Raw genomic sequence first — 22,702 nt, forward strand, 5'->3', positions numbered from 1 at the left:
CCATGCACCTGCTCAGGACCCAACCCGGTGGTTTCGTCGCGGACGACAATATTGCCGACCTTGGCCAGACCCCCGCTGAACTGGTGATCCTGTGCAGCGGCGATTCCAGCCTGGCGCTGCTCGCCGAAGCCGCCCAGCAATTGCCCGAGGATTACCCCAGCCTGCGCCTGGCCAACCCAATGCAGGTGCAGAACCATGCCTCGGTCGACCTGTACGTCGACGAGGTATTGCGCCACGCCAAGGTCATCCTGCTGTCATTGCACGGCGGCATCGGGTATTGGCGCTACGGCATCGAGCGCCTGGTGGAGTTGGCCGAACGCGGCGTCACCCTGATCCTGGTGCCGGGTGACGACCGCCCAGACCCGGAACTCAGCAGCCTGAGCACCGTTGCGGCCGAACACCGCGAGCGCCTGTGGCACTTCCTGCGCCAAGGTGGCCTGGGCAATGCCCTGGATTTTTACCACTGCCTAGCCAGTGCCCATCTGGGGCGCGACTATGCCTGGGCCGAGCCGCAAGCGCTGCCGCGCACGGCGATCTATCACCCGCACAACGCCAATGCCCGCCTCAATGACTGGCAGGCCGATTGGCACGCTGACTGGCCGGTGGCTGCGGTGCTGTTCTACCGCTCCCATTTACAGGCGGCCAATACCGGTTTTATTGATGTGTTCTGCCAGCGCTTACAGGCGGCGGGCCTCAACCCCTTGCCTGTCGCGGTGGCCAGTTTGAAAGAACCCGGCTGCCTCACGGTGGTCGAGAACCTGCTGGATGACGTGCAAGCCGCGGTAATTCTGAACACCACCGGCTTTGCCCAATCGAGCCCGGAAGCGCCGCATTTGCGCCCGTTTCGCCGCAATATCCCGGTGATCCAGGCGATCTGCGCCCAGGACAACCAGCCCGGCTGGCAGGCCAGCGAACAAGGCCTGGGGCCCCGCGACCTGGCGATGCACATTGCCTTGCCGGAGTTGGACGGGCGCATCATCAGCCGGCCGATCAGTTTCAAGGACCTGGCTTGGCGCAGCGAGCGCAGCCAGTCGGATGTGGTGTGCTACCGTGCAGCGCCCGAACGCATGGATTTTGTCGCTGAGCTGGCACGCCGTTGGGTCGAGTTGGCGCGGGTGCCCAATGCCGAGAAACGGATTGCGTTGATCCTCGCCAACTACCCGACCCGCGACGGTCGCATCGGCAACGGCGTAGGCCTGGACACCCCTGCGGCAGCGCTGAATATCCTGCGCGCCTTGCAAGCCGAGGGCTACCCGGTGGCGGAGCGGCTGCCCGACAGCGGCACCGCGCTGATCCATGAACTGCTCGGCGGCGTCACCAACGATCTCGACAGCCTCGACCTGCGCCCCTGCCATCAAAGCCTGAGCGTTGTGGAATACCAGGCGATGTTTGATCGTTTGCCGGCCTCCAATCGCCAGGCCGTGCTGGAGCGTTGGGGCGCGCCGCAAAACGATCCGATGTGCCGCGATGGCCGCTTGATGGTCGCCGGCCTGCGCCTGGGCCTGACCTTTGTCGGCATCCAGCCGGCCCGGGGTTACCAGGTAGATGCCAGCGCGGTGTACCACGACCCGGACCTGGTGCCGCCCCATGGCTACCTGGCGTTCTATTTCTGGCTACGCCATACCTACGGCGCCCACGGCGTGATCCATGTGGGCAAGCACGGCAACCTGGAGTGGCTGCCCGGCAAAGGCGTGGGCCTGTCGGAGCACTGCTGGCCGGATGCATTGCTGGGGCCGCTGCCGAATATCTACCCGTTTATCGTCAACGACCCGGGTGAGGGCGCCCAGGCCAAGCGGCGCACCCAGGCGGTGATCATCGACCACCTGATGCCACCGCTGACCCGCGCCGAAACCTACGGCCCGCTGCGTGACCTTGAGTTATTGGCCGACGAATATTACGAGGCGCAATTGCTTGACCCGCGCCGTGCGCTGGAGCTGCAAAAAGACATCCTCAAACTGGTGCGCGAAACCCGTATCGACCAGGAGCTTGAACTGGGCAGTGAGGCGGACGCGGCGGTGTGGCTGCCGCGCCTGGATACCTACCTGTGCGACTTGAAGGAATCGCAGATCCGCGATGGCCTGCATATCTTTGGCGAGTCGCCCGAGGGCCGCTTGCGTATCGACACCTTGCTGGCGCTGTTGCGCATTCCCCGTGGCGATGGCCGGGGCCCGCAGTCGAGCCTGCTGCGAGTGTTGGCCAAGGCATTCGACCTGGGGTTTGATCCGCTCGATTGCGCACTGGCCGAGCCCTGGACGGGGCGGCGCCCGTTGGTGTTGCAGAAGATTGACGATCAGCTGTGGCGTACGGCCGGGGATACCCGTGAACGTCTGGAGTTGTACGCGGCGCGCTTGATCGAGCAGGCACTGGAAGGCCCCATCGAACAGTTGGAAGAGCCCGGCTGGCAGGAGGTGAAGGCGGTGATCGAAGGCCTGCGCATCGTCGTCGCGCCACGCCTGGATGCCTGCGGCCCCGCAGAGATGCGTGGCTTGCTCGATGCCTTGAGTGGGCGTTTTGTCCCGGCGGGGCCCAGCGGTGCGCCGAGTCGCGGTCGGCTGGATGTGCTGCCTACGGGGCGTAACTTCTTTACCGTGGACGTACGCAACCTGCCAACCACCACGGCCTGGCGTCTCGGATTCCAGTCGGCCAACCTGATTCTTGAGCGGCACCTGCAAGACCACGGTGACCACCTGCGTCAGCTCGGCCTGTCGGTATGGGGCACTGCCACCATGCGCACTGGCGGGGACGATATCGCCCAAGCCATGGCGCTGATGGGCGTGCGCCCGGTATGGGCCACCGGCAGCCAGCGGGTGGACGATTTCGAGATCCTGCCGATCAGCTTATTGGACCGTCCGCGCGTGGACGTGACCCTGCGCGTGTCCGGGTTCTTCCGCGATGCGTTTGCCAACCTGATCCGCCTGTTCGATGCGGCGGTGCAAGCGGTGGCGGCCCTGGATGAACCCGACGACATGAACCCGCTGGCCGCCAAAGTGCGCAGTGAACGCCAAGCATTGCTTGAGGCGGGCCTGGATGAAGGTGCCGCGGCCAAGCAGGCCGGCTGGCGCATTTTCGGCGCCAAACCGGGTGCCTATGGCGCGGGCGTGCAGGGCGCGATTGACGGGCGCTTGTGGCAGAGCCGCGAGGACTTGGCCGAGGTCTACCTGAACTGGGGTGGCTACGCTTACGGGGGGGCTGACGAAGGCACTGCGGCTCGCGAGCAATTTGCCCAGCGGTTGAGCCAGGTGCAGGCGGTGTTGCAGAACCAGGACAATCGCGAGCACGACTTGCTCGACTCCAACGACTACTACCAATTCCAGGGCGGCATGCTGGCCGCCGTGGAAACCCTGAGCGGCGAAAAGGCCGCCAGCTACCATGGCGACCACAGCCAGCCGGACGTGCCGAAAATCCGCACCTTGAAGGAAGAGCTCAACCGGGTGATCCGTTCCCGTGCGGCCAACCCCAAGTGGATCGAAGGCGTGAAGCGCCATGGCTATAAAGGCGCGTTTGAAATGGCCGCGACCGTGGACAACCTGTTCGCCTTCGACGCTACCACCGCGCTGATTGACGATCACCAATACGCCTTGCTCGCCGATGCCTACCTGCTGGACCCTGATACCCGTGCCTTTGTGCAACAGCACAACCCAGATGCCCTGCGCGACATGACCGAGCGCATGCTCGAAGCCCAGCAACGTGGCTTGTGGCAGGCACCGGGGGCGTACCGCGAAGCCTTGGAAAACCTGTTGCTGGACATAGAAGAAGACAGCTGAGTGATTGTTCCCACGCTCCGCGTGGGAATGCAGCCCGTGACGCTCTGCGTCACAAGAACGGACGCCGAGCGTCCAGCGAAGCGTTCCCACGCGGGAGCGTTGGAACGAGCTATTAAGAGTTGACTATGACTGATACTCCCCATTTCCCGCTGTCCGCCGTGGTCGGCGCCGATGACTTGAAGCTCGCGCTGTGCCTGGCGGCCATCGACCCGAAGATCGGCGGCGTGCTGATCGAAGGGCCACGGGGCATGGCCAAGTCGACTCTGGCCCGCGGGCTGGCAGACCTGCTGGCCAGCGGGCAGTTTGTCACTTTGCCCCTGGGCGCAACCGAAGAGCGCCTGGTCGGCACCCTGGACCTGGATGCCGCGCTGGGCGAAGGCCGCGCGCAATTCTCCCCCGGCGTGTTGGCCAAGGCCGACGGCGGGGTGTTGTACGTGGATGAGGTCAACCTGCTGGCCGACCACTTGGTGGACCTGCTGCTGGACGTAGCCGCCAGCGGCACCAACCTGATCGAACGCGACGGGATTTCCCATCGCCATGCGGCGCGCTTTGTGTTGATCGGCACCATGAACCCGGAGGAGGGCGAGCTGCGCCCGCAGTTGCTCGACCGCTTCGGCTTCAACGTGGCCTTGAGCGGGCAAACCTTGCCCGCCGAGCGCGGGCAGATCATTCGGCGTCGCCTGGATTTCGACACTGACCCGGCGGCGTTCTGCGCGCAGTGGGCGCCAGCGCAAGCTGCCTTGCGCGAACGCTGCACCCTGGCGCGGGCACGGCTAGACAGTATCGCCCTGGATGACCAGGCGTTGGCCCACATCACCGAGCGCTGCTTTGCCGCTGGGGTCGACGGCCTGCGTGCCGACCTGGTCTGGTTGCGTGGCGCCCGTGCCCATGCGGCGTGGCGTGGCGCCGTCGCTATCGAGCAGGACGATATCGACGCGGTGGCGGAGTTCGCCTTGCGCCATCGACGTCAGCAGCAAGCGCCTGCAGGCGCGCCGCCCCCGCCGAATGACGGGCCGTCATCGTCACCCTCCGACACCTCGCCCGGCCAAGGCCAGTGGGGCGATATGCCCGCACCCGCCTTGCCCACGGGCGCCCGCCGCGATGTACCCACCTGGCCAAAAAAGCCCTAGGCATCCGCCCCCGAGCTGACACGGGGGCGGATGCCCGGCCCCAGGCGGGGCGATTGAACACTGGCCGGCAGGGCAAGGCCCGCAGCGCACAGCGCGGGGCGATCAATTGGCCGGGCACGTTGCTGGGTGGGCGGCCGCAATGCCATGAGGACCTGCTGTTCCAACTGCGTAGCCGGTCGGCTCCTGAACTGTGGCTGGTGATTGTCGATGCTTCGGCGTCCACGCGGCGCCATCGGGCACTGACCGATGCCAAGGGGCTGCTGGCCCAGCTGTTTGATGATGCTTATCGCCAACGGGCGCGCATGGCGTTATTGACGGCCAGCGGGCAATCGCCGAAGTGGCAGGTGCAAGGTTTGAAGGCGGCGAAAGGCTTGGCCGATTGGTTGGGGCAGTTGGGAGCAGGCGGCGGGACGCCGTTGCTGGCTGCGCTGACGGAGGCGGGGCATTGGTTGGCGGCACGGCGCAAGCGCTATCCTGCCGAGCAACAGAAGCTGCTGGTGGTGACCGATGGGCGGCTCAAGGCGACGGGCGCGCTGCCGCGATTGGAGTGTCCAGGCATGTTGATTGACATCGAGCGTGGGCCGATCAGGTTGGGGCGGGCTGAGGAATTGGCGGTGGGGTTGCAGTTGGAGTATCAGCACATCGATAAGCTGTAGCGCCTGGGCTATCGCCATCGCAGGCAAGCCAGCTCCCACATGGAATCGGCGCTGCGGTCAATTCTGTAGGAGCGAGCTTGCTCGCGAAAAACGTCAACGATAACCCGTGCTTGCTGAATGAACGCGGAGTCAGTGAGTTTTTCGCGAGCAAGCTCGCTCCTACAAAAGGCAAGCCAGCGGCGCGGTCAAACTGTGGGAGCTGGCTTGCCTGCGATGAGGCCCTCAAACACACCACACCTGTATCAACCTGTCCCCGGCACATTCGGCCAAAGATCGGCCACCAGAAACAACCGCTCTGCTTCTTCCCACTCCTCACCGTTCGGCACCATGCGCACCAGCAACTGCGCCGGGGCCATCGGGTCCAGGTCTGCCAGCCAGCCTTTCATCTGCACTTCACTCCACACTTCATCGGCCGGGTAATGCGCGGGCGCCAGCCAGGCATGGCGGGGCAGGGGTTGCCAACGACCCTCTGGGCGGGTGCTGACAAAGTCTGTCCAGTCGCGCTGATGCAACCAGCGCCCACGCAGGTGCTGCGGGTGAGCGCCGAGGGGGGAGAGCGCCGCGCCGGGCCAGGGGTAGAGCAGATAGCCGCCGAGCCACAAATGCGCATCGAACGCTTGGATATCCAGCGCCGCCAAGGCCTCGCGGCTTTCTGCCCGCGCAGAGATTGGCAATTGATGCTCGGCCAGGTGTGCCAGCTTGCGGTCCAGCCGATCATGGCAGCCAGGCCCCAGCCATTGCGTAGCGTCCTGGCCGTTGCCGTCCTGCGGGCCCAGGTAGAGTTTGATCGCCAGTTCCAGGTGGTGCACCCCCTCGCGGTCGCGCAGCAGCATGTCCAACTCGCCCAGCGTGTGCCCGGCACGGCGGATCGGCAGGTTGGCGGCCAGCAACTCCACGCCCGGCGCATGCTGCACCGCAAATTGCCACAAGCGCTCGTAATACAGGCCCAGGCGCCGGGTACGTGCCAGGCTCAACCACTGCTGCAACGCGCTGCTGTCCTGGTCCAGCTGGCGCAGCCAGGCTTCGAGTTGCTGAGGGGCTTGCACCCAGTCACTGCCCGCCAGCGGATGGCGCTGCGGCCAAGGCGTCTGCGCCAGCATCGGTGGTGCGAGCATCACCCACGCCAGGTCGCGCACCTCGGGGTGGCGCAGTTGGCGGGGCAGGGTGTGCAAGTCGGGGAATGGCGTCATGGTCCGAGCATAGCCTTTTCAGTGCGCAGAAGGTGCCTGAGAACCATTGTCATCAAGGCTTGGCGGCGACAAAGGATTTTGCCTGAGGCGGCCTTTCGCCCATAATCGCTCTTTTTGCCTCACCCCAGATCCAGCAGGAGCCCCATGGAGCAATTTCGCAATATCGGCATTATCGGTCGCCTGGGCAGTACCCAGGTGTTGGACACCGTCCGCCGGCTGAAGAAGTTTCTGCTCGAGCGCCACCTGCATGTGATCCTCGAAGACACCATCGCTGAAATCCTCCCTGGCCACGGCCTGCAAACCTCGTCGCGCAAGATGCTCGGCGAGGTGTGCGACATGGTCATCGTGGTCGGTGGCGATGGCAGCCTGCTCGGCGCTGCCCGGGCGCTGGCGCGGCATAACGTGCCGGTGCTGGGGATCAACCGCGGCAGCCTGGGCTTCCTCACCGACATCCGCCCCGATGAGCTGGAAGTCGAAGTGGCCAAGGTGCTCGACGGCCATTACCTGGTGGAGAACCGCTTCCTGCTGCAGGCCGAAGTGCGCCGCCATGGTGAGGCGATCGGCCAGGGCGATGCCCTTAACGACGTGGTGCTGCACCCCGGCAAATCCACGCGCATGATCGAGTTCGAGCTGTACATCGACGGCCAGTTCGTCTGCAGCCAGAAGGCCGACGGCCTGATCGTCGCCACGCCTACCGGTTCTACCGCCTACGCGCTGTCGGCCGGCGGCCCGATCATGCACCCCAAGCTCGATGCCATTGTGATCGTGCCGATGTACCCCCATATGTTGTCCAGTCGGCCAATTGTGGTCGATGGCAACAGTGAGCTGAAAATCGTGGTGTCCAAAGACATGCAAATCTACCCGCAAGTCTCCTGCGACGGGCAGAACCATTTCACCTGCGCCCCCGGTGACACCATCACCGTAAGCAAGAAGGCACAGAAGTTGCGCTTGATCCACCCGCTGGATCACAACTACTACGAAGTGTGCCGCACCAAGTTAGGCTGGGGCAGCCGCTTGGGAGGTGGAGGCGACTGATGCTCGATCCCGCGCGTAGCTACGACCTGATTGGTGACGTGCACGGTTGCGCTCATACCCTTGAGCACTTGCTCGACCAATTGGGTTACCACAAGCAGGGCGGCACTTGGCGCCATCCGTCACGCATGGCGGTGTTCCTGGGCGATATCATCGACCGTGGCCCGCGCATCCGTGAGGCGCTGCATATCGTCCACGATATGACCGAGGCCGGCCAGGCGCTGTGCATCATGGGCAACCACGAGTTCAATGCGCTGGGCTGGACCACGCCGGCCCCGCCGGGCAGCGGCAAGCAGTTTGTGCGTGAGCACAACCCGCGCCACGCCCGCTTGATCCACGAGACCCTGACCCAGTTCGAACACCACCCGGCTGATTGGCACGACTTCCTCGGCTGGTTCTACGACATGCCGCTGTTTGTCGATGCCGGGCGTTTCCGCGTGGTGCACGCGTGCTGGGACGACAGTTTTATCCAGCCGCTGCGCGCCACCTTCCCGGATGGCTGCATCGACCCGCACTTCCTGCAAGCCGCCGCCGTACCGGGCAGTTTCGCCTGCAATGCATTCGACCGCCTGTTGCGCGGCACCGATATGCGCCTGCCCGATGGGCTCACCCTGACCGGTGGCGATGGCCTGACGCGTTCGTTCTTTCGCACCAAGTTCTGGGAAGACGACCCCAAGACCTACGGTGACATCGTGTTCCAGCCCGACGCCTTGCCGGAGCCGGTGGCACGCACGCCGTTGTCGTCCACACAAAAGAATTCTTTGCTGCGCTATGGCGTCGATGAACCGTTGTTGTTCGTCGGCCATTACTGGCGTAGCGGCAAACCCGCGCCGATCCGCCCGAACCTGGCCTGCCTGGACTACAGCGCGGTGCTGTACGGCAAGCTGGTGGCGTATCGACTGGACCAGGAAACCCAGCTGGATCCGCGTAAATTCGTATGGGTCGACGTTGAGCGACCAGAGGCCATTCCATGAGTACCGTAGCTGTATTGCGCTTGCCCCTGAGCGTCGACCTGGGTGGTTTCGTCAAGTTGCTGCACCGCATGCAGGTGCCGCACCGCGTCAGCGAGGAGGCCGGTGAACAGGTGCTGTGGGTGCCCGAGGCCATCAGCGACGACGTGCGCGTGCTGTATCAACGTTTCCCCGCTGGCGACCCGGACCAGCAACTGGATATTCCCGAGCAGGCGCCGGTTGCGCGGCCGGGCTTTGTCCAGCAAGTGCGCCATAGCCCGGTCACCGCGCTGGTTTTGCTGGCCAGCCTCATCGTCGCGGCCGTGACGTTGCTCGGCGCTAACCTGCAAACCATGGCCTGGCTGACCTTCCTGCCATTCCGGGTGCTGGGCGAGTACATCCAGTTCACGCCGTTGGCCGACACCCTGGCCTCGGGGCAGTGGTGGCGCCTGGTCACGCCGATGCTGATCCACTTCGGCATCCTGCATCTGGCGATGAACGGCATGTGGTACTGGGAGCTGGGTCGGCGCATTGAAGCGCGCCAGGGCAGCATCAACCTGCTGGGCCTGACCCTGTTGTTCAGCCTGGTCTCCAACTACGCGCAATACGCCTACGGTGGCCCCGGCTTGTTTGGCGGCTTGTCTGGCGTTTTGTACGGCCTGCTCGGGCACTGCTGGATCTTTCAATTATTGTCGCCCAACCCGGCCTATCGCCTGCCCCGTGGGGTGCTGGTGATGATGCTGGTGTGGTTGTTGCTCTGCCTGTCGGGGCTGGTCTCGATGATCGGTTTCGGCGAAATCGCCAACGCGGCCCATGTGGGCGGGTTGGTCATCGGTTGCTTGACGGGTTTGCTCGGCGGTTTGTACAACCGTCGCAAAGCGTCTCTTTGATAAGGAAGAGCCTTATGTCCTCTTTTGCTGAAATGATCGAAAACATCACCCCGGACATCTACGAGAGCCTCAAGCTCGCGGTAGAGATCGGCAAATGGTCCGATGGCCGCAAGCTCACCGCCGAGCAGCGCGAATTGTCGTTGCAAGCGATGATCGCCTGGGAGATCCAGAACCTGCCCGAAGAGCAGCGCACCGGCTATATGGGCCCGCAGGAGTGCGCGTCCAAATCCGCGCCAGTACCGAATATCCTGTTCAAGTCGGATGCGATCCATTGATTGAAATTGGTCGCGGTGCAGTCAGCAAAATGTCGGCGCAGCTCGGTGAGCCGACCGTTCAATACGCCTTTCGCCTGGGCGACACCGAGGTGCCGGTCAATCCGCTGATCGGTACCCATATCCGCCTGGAATACCTGGGCGCGATTCATTGCAGCCATTGCGGGCGCAAGACCAAGACCAGCTTCAGCCAGGGCTACTGCTACCCCTGCATGACCAAGCTGGCCCAGTGTGACCTGTGCATCATGAGCCCCGAGCGTTGCCATTACGACGCCGGTACCTGCCGCGATCCGGGCTGGGGCGAGACATTCTGCATGACCGACCACGTGGTGTACCTGGCCAACTCGTCGGGCATCAAGGTCGGCATTACGCGTGCTACGCAGTTGCCCACCCGTTGGCTGGACCAGGGCGCCAGCCAGGCGCTGCCGATCATGCGCGTGGCGACACGTCAGCAATCGGGCTTCGTCGAAGACCTGTTCCGCAGCCAGGTGGCCGACAAGACCAACTGGCGCGCCTTGCTCAAGGGCGACGCGCAAGCGGTGGACCTCAAGCAGGTGCGTGATGAGCTGTTCGCCTCTTGCGCCGAGGGCTTGCTGGGTTTGCAGGAACGCTTTGGCCTGCAAGCCATCCAAACCATTGCCGACATCGAGCCGATTGAAATCCGCTACCCGGTCGAGCAGTATCCGACCAAGATCGTCAGCTTCAACCTGGACAAGAACCCGATTGCCGAAGGCACGCTGCTGGGGATCAAGGGCCAATACCTGATCTTCGACACCGGCGTCATCAACATTCGTAAATACACGGCCTATCAGCTCGCCGTGCATCAGTAGAAGGATCCCCAGCATGCGCACCGAACAACCGAAGATGATTTACCTTAAGGACTATCAGGCGCCGGACTACCTGATCGACGAGACGCACCTGACCTTCGAGTTGTTCGAGGACCACAGCCTGGTCCACGCGCAGCTGGTGATGCGCCGCAACCCCGAGCGCGGCGCCGGTTTGCCGCCATTGGTCCTCGATGGCCAGCAACTTGAGCTGTTGAGTGTCAACCTGGCCGACCAGCCGTTGACGGACGCTGACTACCAGCTGACCGACAGCCACCTGACCGTGCAGCCCAAGAGTGAGACCTTCACCCTCGACACCACCGTCAAGATCCACCCAGAAACCAACACCGCCCTGGAAGGCTTGTACAAATCCAGCGGTATGTTCTGCACCCAGTGCGAGGCCGAAGGTTTCCGCAAGATCACCTATTACCTCGACCGCCCGGACGTGATGAGCGTGTTCACCACCACGGTGATCGCCGAGCAGCACAGCTACCCGGTGCTGTTGTCCAACGGCAACCCGATCGCCAGCGGCCCCGGTGAAGACGGCCGGCACTGGGCGACCTGGGAAGATCCGTTCAAGAAGCCGGCGTACCTGTTTGCGCTGGTGGCCGGTGACCTGTGGTGCGTCGAAGACAGCTTCACCACCATGACCAACCGCGAAGTCGCGCTACGCATCTACGTCGAGCCGGAAAATATCGACAAGTGCCAGCACGCCATGACCAGCCTGAAAAAATCCATGCGCTGGGACGAAGAAACCTATGGTCGCGAGTACGACCTCGACATCTTCATGATCGTGGCGGTCAACGATTTCAACATGGGCGCCATGGAGAACAAGGGCCTTAACATCTTCAACTCCAGCGCCGTGCTGGCCCGCGCCGAAACCGCTACAGACGCCGCTCACCAGCGCGTCGAAGCCATCGTCGCCCACGAATACTTCCACAACTGGTCGGGCAACCGCGTGACCTGCCGCGACTGGTTCCAACTGTCGCTCAAGGAAGGCTTCACCGTGTTCCGTGACTCGGGCTTCTCTGCCGACATGAACTCGGCCACAGTCAAACGCATCCAGGACGTGGCGTACCTGCGTACCCACCAGTTCGCTGAAGATGCCGGCCCCATGGCCCACGCCGTGCGCCCGGACAGCTTTATCGAGATCTCCAACTTCTACACCCTGACCGTGTATGAAAAGGGCTCGGAAGTGGTCGGCATGATCCACACCTTGCTCGGTGCCGAAGGCTTTCGCAAAGGCAGCGACCTGTATTTCGAACGCCATGACGGCCAGGCCGTGACCTGCGACGACTTCATCAAAGCCATGGAGGACGCCAATGGCGCCGACCTCAGCCAGTTCAAGCGCTGGTACAGCCAGGCCGGCACCCCGCGCCTGGCGGTGAGCGAAGCCTACGATGCGGCGGCCAAGACCTACAGCCTGACCTTCCGCCAGAGCTGCCCACCCACTCCGGACAAGGTCGAGAAATTGCCCTTCGTGATCCCGGTGGCGCTGGGCTTGCTGGACGGGCAGGGCGCCGGCATTGCCTTGCGCCTGGCCGGTGAAGCGACGGCGGGCGACACTTCGCGGGTAATTTCGGTAACCGAAGCGGAACAGACCTTTACCTTCGTCGACATCGCTGAAAAACCCTTGCCTTCGTTGCTGCGTGGTTTCTCGGCGCCGGTGAAGCTCAGCTTCCCCTACAGCCGCGATCAACTGATGTTCCTGATGCAGCACGACAGCGACGGTTTCAACCGCTGGGATGCCGGCCAGCAGTTGGCCGTGCAGGTGTTGCAGGAGCTGATCGGCCAGCATCAGGCGGGCCAGCCGCTGAAGCTTGATCAACGCTTGATCGACGCGCTGCGCACGGTGTTGAGTGATGAAAGCCTGGACCAGGCCATGGTCGCCGAAATGCTCTCGTTGCCGAGCGAAGCCTACCTCACGGAAATCAGCGAGGTGGCGGATGTGGACGCTATCCACGCTGCCCGCGAGTTTGCCCGCAAGCAACTGGCCGACAACCTGTTCGAAGGCTTGTGGCTGCGCTACCAGGCCAACCGCGAGCTGTCCAAGCAAACGCCTTACGTGGCAGAAGCCGAGCACTTCGCCCGGCGTGCGCTGCAGAACATCGCGCTGTCGTACCTGATGCTCAGCGGCAAGCCAGAAGTGTTGGCGGCCACCCTGGATCAGTTCGACACCAGCGATAACATGACCGAACGCCTGACGGCGTTGGCGGTGTTGGTGAACTCGCCGTTCGAAGCAGAGAAAGCCCAGGCCTTGGCGGTGTTTGCCGAAAATTTCAAGGACAACCCGCTGGTCATGGACCAATGGTTCAGCGTACAGGCCGGCAGCACCTTGCCGGGCGGGCTGGCGCGGGTCAAGGCGTTGATGGAGCACCCGGCGTTCACCATCAAGAACCCCAACAAGGTGCGCGCACTGGTGGGCGCATTTGCCGGGCAGAACCTGATCAACTTCCATGCGGCGGATGGCTCGGGCTACCGCTTCCTGGCCGACCTGGTGATCCAGCTCAATACCCTGAACCCGCAGATCGCCTCGCGCCAACTGGCGCCGCTGACACGCTGGCGTAAATACGACAGCGCCCGGCAGGCGCTGATGAAGGCGGAGCTGGAGCGCATCCTGGGTACGGGTGAGCTGTCCAGCGATGTGTTTGAGGTGGTCAGCAAGAGCCTGGCGTAACCCTCACTGCCTTAACGCGATCCCCCTGTGGGAGCGGGCTTGCTCGCGAAGGCGGCGTGTCAGTCGACATCAATATGACTGACCCACCGCTTTCGCGAGCAAGCCCGCTCCCACATTTAGGTCAGGAGGCGTCAGTTTGATAAGCGTCATAGCTGCGGCGCGTGCGCTCTATCTCTTCGACCAACCGGTCAATGCCCGCCAACCGCGCCCGATTGTCATGATCCCAGGGATGAAAGCCCGGCTTGAAGTAATGCAGCCACGGCCGGAACATCCGTGGAAACACGCCTTTGGGCCCATACAAGAATTTAACCATGCGCCACAGCCCCTTCAGCGTGCCACCCGCAGTGCGGTCGGCAATCAACAGGCGCACGTGAAAATCCAGCACCACCACCCAGAACAGCACGCTGGTGGTCAGCATGGTGCCGGTGCGCAGTAGGTAACGCGCAGGCCCTGGCTTGATCACGGTGTTCCACACATCGAACGCCACGGCTTTATGTTCGGTTTCTTCCAAGGCGTGCCAGTACCACATCTGCTGGTAACCCTTGAGTGAGTCGCCAAAGCGCGACGGGTCGCTCAGCAGGATTTCCGCGAGCATCGCGGTGTAGTGTTCCAGGGCGATGGTCACCGCCAGGTTGAACGACGGCGGCAGGTGTTTTTTCTGCAGGTCGAGGAAGAACTTCAGGCGTCGGTCGAGGGAGTGCGCCGGCAGACCGGCCGCTTGCAGCAAGTCGTTATACGCCACGTGTTCACGGCTGTGCATGGCCTCCTGGCCGATAAACCCCTGGATCTCTTTTTTCAGTTCGGCATCGTCGATCTGCCCACGGTAGTGGCGCACGCTGTCCATGAAGAACAGCTCGCCCTGGGGAAACAGCAGCGACAGGGCATTGAAGAAATGGCTGACCACAGGCCCTTGTTCATGCCAGTTCTTGATGCGCTCGGCAGGCAAGGCAAAACGGATGTCGCGACGGATCGGCAGCATGGTGCGTCCTCCTGTTCAGAGTCGAGGCTCGTCGTTGGTTTCAAACACCGGCGTGCGCGGCTTGGGCGCCATGCGCTTGCTGGCAAACACCACCAGGGCCTGATAGGCCGCCGGCAGGCAACGGGCGAGCAGGTCGAGGAAATAGGCATCGCGGCCAATCAGCACGCGGCGCTTGTTTTTGCGTACGCCTTGCAGGATCACTTTGGCGGCCTGGTCGGCGTCGGTGATGAAGAGTTTTTCGAAATCGGCGCGGGCTTGTTGCTCGCTGTGGATGAGAAAGCCGGTCATGTTCGCGTCGATGCGGCTGCTGCGGCAGATGTCGGTACGAATGCCACCGGGGTGTACACAGGTGGCCGAGACGCCGCAGCGTTGCAGGTCGAGTTCCTGGCGCAAGGCTTCGGTGAAGCCGCGTACCGCGAACTTTGTAGCGTTGTAGCCGCTCATGCCGGGCTGGGCGAACAGGCCGAACACGCTGGACGTATTGATGATATGCCCGTCGCCGCTGGCCTTGAGGTACGGCAGGAATGCCTTGGTGCCATGCACCACTCCCCAGAAGTTGATGCCGACGATCCATTCCAGGTCGGCGTAATCCACGCCTTCGACGGTGCTCGACAGCGCCACCCCGGCATTATTGAAGACCAGGTTGACCTTGCCGTGCTCGGCCGCGCAGCGTGCTGCCCAATCGTGCATGGCCTGGCGGTCGGACACGTCCAGCACTCGGGTGGTGACAGTGACGGGCGACAAGGTCGAGGTGCGGATCAGCGCCAGGGTCTGTTCCAGGCCCTGGCTGTTTTTGTCTGCCAGCGCCAGATGACACCCTTCCCGCGCCAGGGCCAGGGCCAATGAGCGGCCCATACCGGACGCCGCGCCGGTGATCGCCGCGACGCGGCCGTTGAATGACTTCATGACAGGCTGCCTTCTGTGGTGGAGTGGGGCGTTGCAACCGCTCGCGGCAGGGCGGGCGCCGGCGCCTGGCTGACGCTGTAGTCTTTGAGGGCAAAATGCCGGGTGACCTGCTTGAAGCGCCAGGTCGAGCCGGGCCACAGCGTGGTGTTCTTGCCGGTGCGCGGGTCGAGGTACCAGCTCTGGCAGCCGCCGGTGTTCCAGATGGTGCGCTTGAGCTTGTCCTGCAACTGCTGGTTGTAGGCGTGCTCCACGGCGGGCTTGACCTCTACCGTGGTAAGGCGCTGGCGCTGCATGTGTTTCAGGGCGTCGAGGATGTACGCGACCTGGGCCTCGATCATCAGGATCATCGAGTTATGCCCCAGGCCAGTATTGGGGCCCACGATCAGAAACAGGTTCGGGTAGCCCGGCACGGTGGTGCCTTTGTAGGCATGGGCGCCATCGCGCCAGGCATCCATCAGGTCGATGCCGTCACGGCCGATGATGCAGCCACGGGGCAACGGGTCGCTGGCCTGGAAACCCGTGCCGAAGATCAGGCAATCGGCGGGGTGCTTGATACCGTCGGCGGTGATTACGCCGTCGGCTTCGATGCGCAGCACGTTGTCGGTGACCACCTCGACATTGCTGCGCGAGAGTGCCGGGTAGTAATCGTTGGAAATCAGCACGCGCTTGCAGCCGATGGTGTAGTCCGGCGTCAGGGTTTTGCGCAGGGAAGGGCGGGCCACCTGTTTGCGCAGATGACGCAGGGCGATTTTCTGCACCATTTTCATCAGGCGTGGATGCAGGGCAAAGCCCACCACGCGGCCTTCCAGTGCCCAGTAAAGCGCAGCACGCACCAGCTTCTGGGTGAGCGGTACATGCTTGAACAACCAGCGCTCGGCAGCGGAAATCGGCCGATCAGGCTTGGGCATGATCCACGGCGGTGTGCGCTGGAACAGGTCCAGGTGCGCCACCTGCGGGGCGATCTGCGGCACGAATTGGATGGCGCTGGCACCGGTGCCGATCACCGCCACGCGCTTGCCCTTCAAGGAGTACTCGTGATCCCACTGCTGGGAGTGGAAGCGCTTGCCCTTGAAACTGTCCAGCCCTGGGATATCTGGCATTGCCGGGCGCGACAAGCCCCCCATTCCCGACACCAGCACCCGTGCGCTGACGTGGCGGCCGTTAGTGAAGGTCAGTTGCCAGCGCTGCTGTTGTTCATCAAACAGCGCCCGTTGCAGGCCCATGCCAAAGCGCAGGTAGGGCGCCAGCTTGAAGCGCCTGGCGCAGTCTTCCAGATAGGCGCGTATCTCGGGTTGCGCCGCGAACTGTCGCGTCCAGTTCGGGTTGGGCGCAAAGGAAAACGAATACACATGGGACTGCACGTCGCAGGCGCAACCTGGGTAGTGGTTGTCGCGCCATGTACCGCCGAGGGTCTGGGCCTGTTCGGCGATAAAGAAGTCGGTGAGCCCGGCTTCCTTGAGTTTGATCGCCATGCACAGGCCCGCGAACCCGGAGCCAATGATGGCGATGTCGATTGAGTCACTGGGGGCATTCATAGGGCTGCCTCATCAATAAAGCGCTTGGGCATCGGATGTGCTCCTGTTTTTGTTTTGTCTTTTAGATAGAACACCATTGCAAAGGAAAATTGAATTAATTATTTTAAAAAAGATTTTAAATAATCTACCTGAAAAATTCGCCTACGCTAGGGCCTTGTTGCGCATGAGCGATTTGTCCGACGGACGAACGTGGTATGCATGAAGTCTAGGTCCAGGGTGTGGACGATGGCTGGGGCCAGATCAATTCCGGTCGGGTCGCCAGCAGCAGGGAAGCAGAGGACCGAGCTATGGCTGTCGAGTGGGTTGTCGCTGCGGGTGTGCTGGCGGGCGCCAGTGCGGCGTTATGGGGCTTGAGTGCCTGGATGACGCGGCGCATTGAAGCGACCGTGCCGATCAACGGGCGTTTCGTCGAGGTGGATGGCGAGCGCTTTCATTATGTCGAAGAGGGCAAGGGCCCGCCGCTGGTGATGATTCACGGGCTGATGGGCAGCAGTCGCAACCTGACCTATGCCTTGTCCGGCCCGTTGTGTGAGCATTTTCGGGTCATCAGCCTCGACCGGCCGGGCTCAGGCTATTCCACCCGGCACAGCGGCACGCCGGCAGACTTGCCGGCCCAGGCGCGACAAATCGCGGCCTTCATCAAGACGCTGGATCTGGGCAAACCGCTGATACTGGGGCACTCCCTGGGCGGAGCGATTGCCCTGGCGCTGGCCCTCGACCATCCTCATGCGGTGTCCGGGTTGGTGCTGGTTGCGCCCTTGACTCACCCCCAACGCATGCTGCCGCTGGTGTTCCTGTCTCTGGCCGTGCGCCCGGCCTGGCTGCGGCGCTGGGTGGCGCACACCTTGACCTTGCCCATCGGGCTGCTGACCAAAGACTCGGTGGTGAAGGGCGTATTTGCCCCCGATCCTGCGCCGCCGGACTTTGCCACCCGTGGCGGCGGTTTGCTGGGCATGCGCCCCGACAATTTCTACGCCGCGTCCACCGAGATCAACCGGGTCAACGACCACCTGCCGGAGATGGTCAAGCGCTACTCCCGATTGACCCTGCCCATCGGCCTGATCTACGGCGCGCAGGACAAGGTGCTCGACTTCCAGAAACACGGCCAGGCCCTGGCCAGCAAGGTGCCAGGGCTGAAAATGCAAGTGATCGAAGGCCGTGGGCATATGTTGCCGATCACCGCCACCGAGCGCGTGGCGGCGCTGGTGGAGCAGGTGGCCAAGCGGGCTCGACCCGGCGAGAGCGTCCGGCCGTTAAACCCCCTGTCGCCCTGGCGAGCCAGTAACAGTGCCACCTGACTGCGGCGCCTGGCGTTGACGCTTGCCCCTGAGCACCTGACCAAATGGCTGAAAAGAGACTGCTCGGTCACGGAAAAAAGGGCTGGAGAAACTAGTTGACGACCTAACGATTCCGCGCTATTTATTTAAAAAAATTATTTCAATGTGTAATTTGAAATTATTTTTGAAATGCCTAAGAGCGAATAAAATAATGAAAAAAACGCCTTTTATCGCATGCATGATTTCTCGCAGCAGTCAGCGCACCGCTGCCGCATTGCCTACCGAATGTGTGCGGAGGCTGCCATGAACCAGACTCTGGCAGCTGCGACCGTGTGGGCCGACGGCAAACGCCACCTGTGGTGGCTGGGCATCATGCCGCTGGCGACGCCCTTGCTCTCCGGCGCCCTTGCCATCACCACAGGCGTGCAACAACTGTGGTGGGTGGGCGTGCTGGTGATCTTCGGCTTGATCCCGCTGATTGACGGCCTGCTCGGCGAAGACGTCAGCAACCCGCCCGAATCTGCCGTCAGCCACCTTGAATCCCAACGCTACTACCGCTGGATCGTCTACACCGGCGTGCTGTTTGTGATTGCCTCGGTGGTGATCACCGGTTGGCTCGCTGCGGGCGGTATCGACTGGATCATCAACGGCGGCCTGTTACAGGCCACGGCCACCCTGGAACCCTCGAACTGGCTGGCCAGGACCGCCGCGTTCATCACCGCACGCACTGAACTTCACGGTGCAGTCAGCTGGTTGACGTATGTGGGCATGGCCATGTCCACCGGGGCCGCCACCGGCATTGCCATCAACACCGCCCATGAGCTGGGGCACAAACCCAAGCCTCTGGAAGTGTTCCTGGCCAAGGTCACCCTGGCGCCAACCTTCTATGGCCACTTTTACACCGAACATAACCGTGGCCATCACGTACGGGTCGCCACGCCGGAAGACCCGGCCAGCTCGCGCCTGGGTGAAAGTTTCTGGGCATTCCTGCCGCGTTCGGTGTGGTTCAGCGCTGTGTCGGCCTGGAACCTGGAGCGCGAACGCCTGCGCAAACTCGGCCTGCCGGCCCTGCACTGGAAGAACGCGGTGCTCAGCGCCTGGATGTACAGCGTGGTGTTGTGGGGCGCAATGATTGCCTGGCTGGGGGCGGCGGTAATTCCGTTCCTGATTATCCAGGGCATCTACGGGTTCTCGTTGCTGGAAGTGGTGAACTATGTCGAGCATTACGGCCTCAAGCGTCAGAAGTTGCCCAATGGCCGTTATGAACGCTGCTCGCCGCGTCACTCGTGGAACAGTAATCGAATTGTCACCAATATCTTTCTGTTCCAGTTGCAGCGGCACTCCGATCACCATGCCAACCCCACGCGCAGTTATCAGTCGCTGCGTCACTTTGATGAATCACCGCAACTTCCATATGGCTACGCCAGCATGATTGTCTGGGCTTATGTGCCGTACTTGTGGCGGCGTCGCATGGACCATCGTGTACTGAATCACTATGCCGGCGATATCAACCTGACCAATCTTCAGCCGTCAAAGCGTTTGAAGTATCTGGAGAAGTACAGCGGTAGTGCCAAGCCGTTTTGAGATGAAGTAAGCCTTCAGGGTGTACTCGGGATCTGTGTATCGCGCAGGTCCTTGTCGCCCGGCGTTTTGAGTGCAAGAACCTGGTTTGACCCTACAACAATAATTTCAAGGGAAGGACGTACACCATGCAAAGTTCTGCCAAGTTCACCGCCCACATCCTGTTGGCGGCCATGGGTTTGATTGCTTACCACCAGGCTCAGGCTGCGCGTATCGAACCTGCTGGCAGTGCCTTCACTGCCCAAGGACCTATCAGCTTTTCCAAAGGCAAGCTCATCAGTGCCGACTGCACCATCAAGGTAGCCGGCAAGGTCGCAGCCGATGGTTCATCGGTGAATGTCGATAAAGTCGAGTTCGACGGTGGCCTCAAGTGCAGCCGTGTCGAAGCCATCAACTTGCCTTGGGTGTTAATCGCCAAAGATACAAAAAGCGGCTCCATGTCGAAGATCAGCGTGGACGTGCATGCCTTTGGCCTGGGTGGCAAGTGTGGGCCGTCGACGGCCGACGGTACTTGGGATAACGCCACCGGCAAGTTGGAAGCCGCCGATGTTGCGATTGGCGAAGACTGCAAGATCAAGACGGTGTCGATCAAGATGCCGGCCAACTTCAAAGTTGTCGAATAACACGTTCCGACAGTTGTAGCGGTAAATGCATTGAAATTTGGCTGGAAAGGGAAGTTCTGCAGTTTCACCGTGACCTCTCGATCATGGCCATTACCCCTGGCGAAATGAATCGCCATAACATGTGAGGAAAAACAATGAAAAGCTTGAAAACCCTCGTTTGTGCAACTTCGTTTGCTCTGTGCTTTGGTGCCGCCTCCATGGCGAGCGCGGCGTCCGTTTCTCCAGACGGTCCGTTCTCGACTAATGCCGGTACCATCGTGGTGAAGTCGCCCTCATCCTTCGGTGCGGCAGTGACTTGCGGCATTACCTTTACCGGCAACGTTAGCGGTGGCGTGGCTTCTATCAACGGTGCGTCCTTGACCGGCGGCGGCCTGTGCGCACTGCCCACGCTGACTAACCTGCCTTGGGTTCTTACCGCAGCGACGGGCACCACCGGCACCGTGACCAACGTAGGCTACAAAATCTCCTCGATTCCGGCCACTAACTGCGGCCCTACCACCATTGCCGTGGCGTGGACTCCTGGTACCAAAACACTTTCGGCCACCAATCAGTCGCTGACCGGCAACTGCACCGTCGTATCGCTGAATGTTGTTGCCCCGACGCTGACGGTTAACCCGTAAGCATGTGACTCCAGAGGGCTGATCACCCGTGAAAGGCCGATGCCTCATGCGAGGCATCGGTTGGGCAGGGTACTTACGGTGTGCCTGCGGCCACACGACCCACCGGCAGGGGCCGGGCGAAATAATAATAAGGAGCAGCGCATGAATAATAAGAAACAACACGCTCACACGTTACTGGGGTTGGCGCTGTTGGGAGGTTTGATGACCACGGGACATGTGCAGGCGGGCGGCTTCTCCACGCCAACCTACGGTGCGCCTGGCTGGGGCCGCGCGTTTGGCGGCGGTTCATTGTTCAAGAACGACCCCAGTGCCGCGTACAACAACCCGGCGGCCATGGCGTTCATCGATTCAACTATCGCGCAGCAGACTGTCGATTATGCCCGGGTCAAGATCAAATATTCGGGTCAGGCTTTTGACCACAACGGTAATCCTGTGACCAATACGCCGGTATTGGATGATCAGGGCAGCATGGGCGATCCGACGCTCAATAACAATAACGGGGGGCAAGGTGGCTTTACCGCGTGGCTGCCAACCGGTTTCCTGGTGATCCCCATCGGCGACCGCTTTGCGTTTGGCTTGAGCCAGGTGGTCCCCCAGGGCATGAGAACAACTTGGAACGAAGACTCCAAGCTGCGGGATTTTGCAGTCGACACCAAAATTGAGACCGTTGGCCTGACAGGCTCACTGTCGTTCAAGGTCAATGACCAGTTTTCGGTCGGCGGTGGCGCCATCGTCCAACGCAGCCAGGGATTTGTCAGCCAGAACGTCGACTTGCTGGCAGCGGCGGACGTCTCTCCCGGACTCGGCGGGACCGGCTTTCCGACCGGTGTAGGGCATTCGTTGATGCGTGTGAAAGTCGATAATATCTCGGTCGGTTGGTTTGGCGGTGTGGTATGGAAGCCGACGGCGCAAGACACACTGGGCTTGAACTATCACGCCAAAATCAAAAACAAGATGACCGGCAAATACAATGTCTATACGGATGCTATCGGTCGCAACGCGATGACCAATCCTATTGGACCGAACGGCGAAACATTGGTTGAAATGGCGTATCCGGGGCTGAAGCTTTTCCCGGACGGGGCGCATGCCAGCACTCAGTTGGATATTCCGGCTACTGCGGCGATTGACTGGGTCCACCAGTTCAATGATCGCTGGACATTAGGTGTCAGCGCCCAGTGGACTGAATGGTCTTCGTTCAAAGACCTGACACTCAAGTCGCAAGGCTCGACTATTGTTGCCATCCCGTACAACTACAAGAACGCCTGGATGACCTCGATCGGTGGCGACTATAAAGCCACTGACGAACTTACCCTGCGTGCCGGTGTAGCTTACGACCAGACACCTACCCGTAACTCCACGCGTGACCCCCGGATCCCCGACGGCGACCGCTATTTCTTGGCGTTTGGTGCCGGTTATGACATCAAGGCTGTGCCTGGTCTGTCAGTGGATGCCGCGTATTCGCACCAATTCGTCCAGAAGGTCAATCTGAAGACCAAGAACGTTGATCGTCTCGGAGCCGCCCAACTGGACGGCAAAGCCGAATCTTCAGGTGATGTGGTCAGTCTGTCGGCTACCTACAAGTTCTAAAGGGCACGTGGAGCAGTTGTCGAGCAGGGTTCCCAGTGCACCTGGAGACCCTGCCGGGGCTGTTTAGGCTGTTCTGGTTTCTTATTCCACAAGGCTGAGTCGTTCAGCCTGATTTTTTTCGTCAACACACTAAATAAAAATTTCAAAACATTATTTGAATTTATGATTTGAAGTTTGTAGTGTGGTTTTACGCCCTGAATCAAGTAGAG

18 protein-coding genes are annotated in these 22,702 nt (G+C 61.8%); 14 read left to right on the forward strand and 4 right to left on the reverse strand.

Translation table 11 applies throughout. From position 1 onward, the window contains the following. Positions 1–2: 2 nt before the first annotated feature. From cobN to BMH52_RS06420, 3 genes are all read left to right on the forward strand, one after another. Complete coding sequence (gene cobN, locus BMH52_RS06410) at positions 3–3,764, forward strand: cobaltochelatase subunit CobN (protein ID WP_073843203.1); 3,762 nt, start codon at positions 3–5, stop codon at positions 3,762–3,764. A gap of 125 nt (positions 3,765–3,889) precedes the next feature. After that, entirely contained in the window at positions 3,890–4,894 is a 1,005-nt protein-coding gene (locus BMH52_RS06415) for an ATP-binding protein (RefSeq protein WP_058410566.1), read from the forward strand. Positions 4,895–4,947: 53 nt separating this feature from the next. Continuing rightward, the gene (locus tag BMH52_RS06420; RefSeq protein ID WP_073843205.1) at positions 4,948–5,550 is read left to right on the forward strand and encodes a VWA domain-containing protein; all 603 of its coding nucleotides are present in this window, start codon (positions 4,948–4,950) and stop codon (positions 5,548–5,550) included. Positions 5,551–5,792: 242 nt separating this feature from the next. On the opposite strand, the gene BMH52_RS06425 is transcribed toward BMH52_RS06420, so the two are convergent. Further along, positions 5,793–6,740: a DUF1853 family protein gene (locus tag BMH52_RS06425; protein WP_072434499.1), complete on the reverse strand. Its 948-nt coding sequence runs from the start codon at positions 6,738–6,740 to the stop codon at positions 5,793–5,795. A 144-nt stretch (positions 6,741–6,884) separates the two neighbouring features. On the opposite strand from BMH52_RS06425, the gene BMH52_RS06430 reads away from it, so the two are divergent. Genes BMH52_RS06430 through pepN form a run of 6 tightly spaced genes read left to right on the forward strand, consistent with a single transcriptional unit; the run spans position 6,885 to position 13,385 of the window. Next, the gene (locus BMH52_RS06430; protein WP_003217892.1) at positions 6,885–7,775 is read left to right on the forward strand and encodes an NAD(+) kinase; all 891 of its coding nucleotides are present in this window, start codon (positions 6,885–6,887) and stop codon (positions 7,773–7,775) included. Beyond that, positions 7,772–8,746 (forward strand): metallophosphoesterase, encoded by a 975-nt coding sequence (locus BMH52_RS06435; RefSeq protein WP_162236638.1) that lies wholly within the window; start codon positions 7,772–7,774, stop codon positions 8,744–8,746. Before BMH52_RS06430 ends, BMH52_RS06435 begins: the two co-directional genes overlap by 4 nt. Continuing rightward, entirely contained in the window at positions 8,743–9,612 is an 870-nt protein-coding gene (locus BMH52_RS06440) for a rhomboid family intramembrane serine protease (protein WP_072434500.1), read from the forward strand. The genes BMH52_RS06435 and BMH52_RS06440 overlap by 4 nt, the downstream gene beginning before the upstream one ends. Before the next feature lie 14 nt (positions 9,613–9,626). Continuing rightward, the gene (locus BMH52_RS06445) at positions 9,627–9,887 is read left to right on the forward strand and encodes a YeaC family protein (RefSeq protein WP_003190750.1); all 261 of its coding nucleotides are present in this window, start codon (positions 9,627–9,629) and stop codon (positions 9,885–9,887) included. Then, complete coding sequence (locus BMH52_RS06450; protein WP_072434501.1) at positions 9,884–10,714, forward strand: DUF2797 domain-containing protein; 831 nt, start codon at positions 9,884–9,886, stop codon at positions 10,712–10,714. Before BMH52_RS06445 ends, BMH52_RS06450 begins: the two co-directional genes overlap by 4 nt. 13 nt (positions 10,715–10,727) lie before the next feature. After that, on the forward strand, positions 10,728–13,385 hold the full coding sequence (pepN, locus tag BMH52_RS06455) for an aminopeptidase N (RefSeq protein ID WP_073843207.1): 2,658 nt from the start codon (positions 10,728–10,730) through the stop codon (positions 13,383–13,385). Positions 13,386–13,506: 121 nt separating this feature from the next. On the opposite strand, the gene BMH52_RS06460 is transcribed toward pepN, so the two are convergent. From BMH52_RS06460 to BMH52_RS06470, 3 genes are read right to left on the reverse strand one after another with little or no spacing between them, the layout of a single operon-like run. Beyond that, positions 13,507–14,364, reverse strand: coding sequence for a metal-dependent hydrolase (locus BMH52_RS06460; protein WP_072434502.1), 858 nt, complete (start codon positions 14,362–14,364; stop codon positions 13,507–13,509). Between the two features lie 15 nt (positions 14,365–14,379). Then, positions 14,380–15,270, reverse strand: coding sequence for an SDR family oxidoreductase (locus tag BMH52_RS06465; protein WP_073843209.1), 891 nt, complete (start codon positions 15,268–15,270; stop codon positions 14,380–14,382). Further along, complete coding sequence (locus tag BMH52_RS06470) at positions 15,267–16,805, reverse strand: NAD(P)/FAD-dependent oxidoreductase (RefSeq protein WP_032903561.1); 1,539 nt, start codon at positions 16,803–16,805, stop codon at positions 15,267–15,269. The genes BMH52_RS06465 and BMH52_RS06470 overlap by 4 nt, the downstream gene beginning before the upstream one ends. Positions 16,806–17,092: 287 nt before the next feature. On the opposite strand from BMH52_RS06470, the gene BMH52_RS06475 reads away from it, so the two are divergent. The 5 genes from BMH52_RS06475 to BMH52_RS06495 all read left to right on the forward strand — a co-directional run bounded on the left by BMH52_RS06475 (position 17,093) and on the right by BMH52_RS06495 (position 22,493). After that, positions 17,093–18,103, forward strand: coding sequence for an alpha/beta fold hydrolase (locus tag BMH52_RS06475; RefSeq protein WP_083610634.1), 1,011 nt, complete (start codon positions 17,093–17,095; stop codon positions 18,101–18,103). A gap of 282 nt (positions 18,104–18,385) precedes the next feature. Continuing rightward, the gene (locus BMH52_RS06480) at positions 18,386–19,666 is read left to right on the forward strand and encodes an alkane 1-monooxygenase (RefSeq protein WP_020301540.1); all 1,281 of its coding nucleotides are present in this window, start codon (positions 18,386–18,388) and stop codon (positions 19,664–19,666) included. 125 nt (positions 19,667–19,791) lie between these two features. Further along, positions 19,792–20,286, forward strand: coding sequence for an alkane oxidation protein activator PraA (gene praA / locus BMH52_RS06485; RefSeq protein WP_020301539.1), 495 nt, complete (start codon positions 19,792–19,794; stop codon positions 20,284–20,286). Between the two features lie 134 nt (positions 20,287–20,420). After that, positions 20,421–20,906: an alkane oxidation protein activator PraB gene (gene praB, locus BMH52_RS06490; RefSeq protein ID WP_014718293.1), complete on the forward strand. Its 486-nt coding sequence runs from the start codon at positions 20,421–20,423 to the stop codon at positions 20,904–20,906. A 141-nt stretch (positions 20,907–21,047) separates the two neighbouring features. Continuing rightward, on the forward strand, positions 21,048–22,493 hold the full coding sequence (locus tag BMH52_RS06495) for an outer membrane protein transport protein (protein WP_014718294.1): 1,446 nt from the start codon (positions 21,048–21,050) through the stop codon (positions 22,491–22,493). Positions 22,494–22,702 lie beyond the last annotated feature (209 nt).

The sequence above is a fragment of the Pseudomonas sp. BTN1 genome (assembly GCF_001907715.1).
In the GTDB taxonomy this organism is placed as follows: Bacteria; Pseudomonadota; Gammaproteobacteria; order Pseudomonadales; family Pseudomonadaceae; genus Aquipseudomonas; species Aquipseudomonas paracarnis.